Origin of the sequence: Phormidium pseudopriestleyi FRX01 (assembly GCF_017313335.1) — a bacterium.
GTDB classification, from domain to species: domain Bacteria; phylum Cyanobacteriota; class Cyanobacteriia; order Cyanobacteriales; family Laspinemataceae; genus Laspinema; species Laspinema pseudopriestleyi.
Genome location: NZ_JAFLQW010000302.1, coordinates 1 through 3,734, shown reverse-complemented (window position 1 = coordinate 3,734; position 3,734 = coordinate 1). Strand labels below are relative to the sequence as shown.

General features: G+C 48.4%; 2 protein-coding genes and 1 pseudogene. 1 reads left to right on the top strand and 2 read right to left on the bottom strand.

Annotated elements, in window-relative coordinates:
• Both J0895_RS11275 and J0895_RS11270 read right to left on the bottom strand, forming a co-directional pair.
• Positions 1 to 986, bottom strand: a 986-nt coding sequence (locus J0895_RS11275; protein WP_207088188.1) for a HEAT repeat domain-containing protein, incomplete at its 3' end; no start/stop codon positions are given.
• Between the two features lie 201 nt (positions 987 to 1,187).
• Complete coding sequence (locus J0895_RS11270) at positions 1,188 to 1,979, bottom strand: LmeA family phospholipid-binding protein (protein WP_207088187.1); 792 nt, start codon at positions 1,977 to 1,979, stop codon at positions 1,188 to 1,190.
• A 750-nt stretch (positions 1,980 to 2,729) separates the two neighbouring features.
• Here J0895_RS11270 and J0895_RS11265 point away from each other — a divergent pair.
• A pseudogene (locus tag J0895_RS11265) lies at positions 2,730 to 3,732 on the top strand (pentapeptide repeat-containing protein).
• The last annotated feature ends 2 nt before the right edge of the window (positions 3,733 to 3,734 follow it).

Here is a 3,734-nt window from a genome sequence, read left to right as displayed (position 1 = left end):
TCCGGGTCCTGGCGGTAGTGAGTCGCCAGCGATCGCACTGCACTCACCCGGGTAATTTCAGCCACCGAGGATTGTGCTAAGGTTTTGAGCCAGGAGAGAATCTCTGGGCGTTCTTTCCAGGAGAGGGCGATTTCATCCACGGCACTCATGCGGATGCTTTCGGCAACGGGGGATTCTACCAGGGATTGTAACCAGGGGAGGGTATCCAGGTCCGTTTTCCAGACTCGCGCCAGGGTTGAAATGGCGCGGAGGCGGGTGAGGATGAGTTCATCCACTTCTGGATATTGGGTTAAGAATTGCAGGCGATCGCGCAGTTGATTCGCTGTCGATGTCAATGCCGTGCGATCGGGCAAAACCGCCAGACATTCTGCCGCTACAAATAAGTGAGTAAAGTTAGAGGGTTCGACTGGGTTTTCTATCAGAGAATCGAGTAACTCTGCCGCCAATTCCGGCGCAATCATCCTCACGATTTGCCGCATCACTTCATGCCACGGTTCATCAAACAGATGTTGCAAAAATACATCCCGTTTGATGTCATCTAGGGTGAGGGTATCCTCTCGGTTGGCGTTCAGCAGGCGATCGACCAATTCTCGGGCGTGAACAAAGGCTTTAATTTGTTTGAAATAAATTCGCGCCACCGCTTCCCAATTAAACCCCTCCGGGAGGGCCGTCAAATTGAGCTGAGTCCAGGTTTGGGCTAAAGTATCCGTGGAGATAGTTTTGCAGTCTTTGTCAAAAACCCCTAATAGCGTTTCCTGTACCAACGGTTGCGAGACGAATTCCGTTAAGGGCTCCCGGTACTCCTGCACCTGCGACTCCTCTAAGCGAGCATCCTCTAGCTCAAGCTGCATCACTTGCAAAAATTCACTGAGGGCTTTTTCCCCAGCCTCAGAACGAGGTAGATTTTCCGGTAGGGTTACGGTATCTTGTCCCCAATTTTCCGTTTTTTCCACAATCAGCTTAAAAGCAAACCGTTCGGCGTTCATACTGTTCCCCACATCCATACCATTTTCAATAAAGCCTCTAGCTCAGTCTATCTGAATATTTGCCCCTTGTCTGGGGAGCCACACCACTAGGATTCCTCCGTTCGGGTGGTAACTCACACCGGAGTGCTTTGGTCAGACAAACCCAAGGAGTCCCTGGGAAATTGAGAAAGGGGACTGCGGTGGCGGGTCTTTCTCTCCAGTCTAAGGGTTTACTGCCAAAAATAGAGCAATTTCTGCACCGGCTGGGGTCAGGTTAAATTGCAACACCTGCGATCGCAGCCCCTGATTTTCTAACCGCTGTAAATTAAACCTTCGGGTTAAATCTAAGAGTCCGGTGACTAATCGTCGAGGTGCAGGGCGATCGTTCACCCAGACGGAGGGGGAAATCAGTTGTAATTGTTGACCCTCAATCACATTGATACCTGTTTCTATGGTTAAGGTTAGAGAGTCATCATATCCCCGTTCTTGGACTTTCGTTTGGAATCGAACTCGGTTATTGGGTAAAAAAGTGACTTGGCGATCAACCAGGGTATAACGGGTAGCAATTTGTTGAATTAAGGGAGAATCAAATAAGCTCAAGGCTAGAGTTTGCATTTGATTATAAAGTTCAGGGGACTGCAAGGCTGTATTAATATCTGCCTCGGTTACAGCAACCCGAACTGCCGCCTGTAACGGTTTTTGCAATCCCCGGACTGGCCGATTCCCGGAACCCCGTCCTAATTCTCTAGGGTTGACCTCAATGGCGTCGGTTTCTATTTCTAAAATATCGAGTCTTAACCCCGGGATTAATGACAGTCCTCGGCCAGCAATTCGCAGGCGATCGACTTTTCCATTGAGTAATTGATAGCTGGGGGTGTTATCAATGCGGACTTCGAGTTTTTCCGCTGCAAAGAGGCGATCGCGAATATTCTGTTCGGCCAGAATATCTAAGGCAATCCCGGCAGGAGACACTAAAGTAAACAGACTGGTGAGTATAAGGGTGAAAAATTCCATTCGGGTTTGATGAAAGAAGGGACCATCGGCGATCGCGGTTTCTATCGCAAGTTTAAATCATCATGGCAGTCAAATTCAGGAATGGTAGCATCTTGCTCCCTGATTCGGACTCCCGTACAGTATTCGGGAACAGGGACAAAAAACGGGACCAGAAACTGGGTTTCATCGCCGATATTTGTTGCTGATTGCCCGAGCTTTTGTCAAGAACCCCGGTTTGTCTTCCCACTGCTATACCACAGGTAAAGGATTAGGGCGCAATAGGTTCCCACTCCTTTGAGGAATTGTCCCCCTATAGCAATCCTATATCAGTTGTGGAATAAGACCTCTCCTGCTCCCCTCTCCTTGTAGGAGAGGGGAGCAGGAGAGGACATAAATCATTTAGGATTGCTATAGTTACGGACAAGAGGTAAGCTGTTGCTTGCTTAAAGAAAGAGATTAGAAAATTATGAACCCCTTGGAGAGTTCTTCATTGAGCGCCCGCTAGGATCATCGAGTTTGAAGGCATTTTTCAGATTAAGGTGTAACGACCTCCGGTTTTACCCTGATTGGCAGTCCCCGGTAAATTTGGGGAGCATACTCTGATTGGCAATCAAGATATTGATGAATTATCGATTCTTGATTGCCGATCCCCGATACCGAAAACTTAAAAAAACCTGTGATTTTACGAAATGTTTCGCATTGTATGATATTGCCTCACCACCCGGGCATTCTAAATCATAGATATCTCAAGCTAAATAGGGTGAGGACAATATGGATGAGTATGAATTACTAAAGCGATACAGGGCTGGCGATCGCGATTTTCGCGGTTGGACTCAATTTAGCCAACTTGATCGGCGCAACCCTGCAACAGGTTAACCTGTTCGGTGCAAATCTCATTGACGCATCCTTAGCGCGAGCAAATTTAAGTCGCTCCTTAATGATGGAAGTCCAATTATCCGGTGCATTTCTCTATGCTGCTGATTTAACCTTCGTCAAACTCAAAGGCAGCCGCCTGATTGAGGCAGATTTAACCAAAGCCAATCTCCAAGGTGCTCAGTTACCCAATACCGATTTAACCGGGGCCAAATTCAGTGGCGCTATTCTCAAATGGGTCAATTTTTATCGCTCCAATTTACTGGGAGTCAACCTCTCTGGCGCGAACCTCAATGGAATTAACTTCCGAGGCGCAAATCTGATGAATGCTAACTTGAATTGGAGCAATCTCAGTGGAGCCAGACTCAGCGGTGCTTGTCTTAAAGGCGCACTCTTAAACGGGGTTAAACTCACCGGGGCATTTTTAAATGGCCTAAATTTGGAGGGGATTAATTTTAGCGGACTCGAACTCAACGAGGCCAAATTCAGCGGAGCAAACCTGCGCGGATCTAACTTTATGGGTGCAAATTTGCGCGATACTCAAATGCGATTTACCGATTTTGAAGAAGGAAATCTCAAACAAGCCAATCTGCATGGCAGTATTCTCAAAGGAGGGCGTTTCAGTCGAGCCAATTTGATGAAAACTGACCTGATGGAAGCCGACTTGCGGAATGCGGATCTCCGGGATGCTAACCTCAATTTAGCCAAGTTAACAGGTGCAGATCTCACCGATGCCAACTTAGAAGGGGCCTATTTATGGGGCGCTGACCTCGATGGCGCTTGCTTGCGCGGTGCAAATCTGCGGGGAGCCAGTCTGCGGGATGCGGCCCTGGTGGGTGCGGACTTGCGGGATGCGGATTTCACGGGTGCGGTGATGCCCGATGGGAGCCTGCATTCCTAAAC

What these genes read in the sequence shown, in the direction of transcription:
- J0895_RS11270 (WP_207088187.1), bottom strand. Translation starts at nt 1,979, where the DNA reads ATGGAATTTTTCACCCTTATACTCACCAGTCTGTTTACTTTAGTGTCT.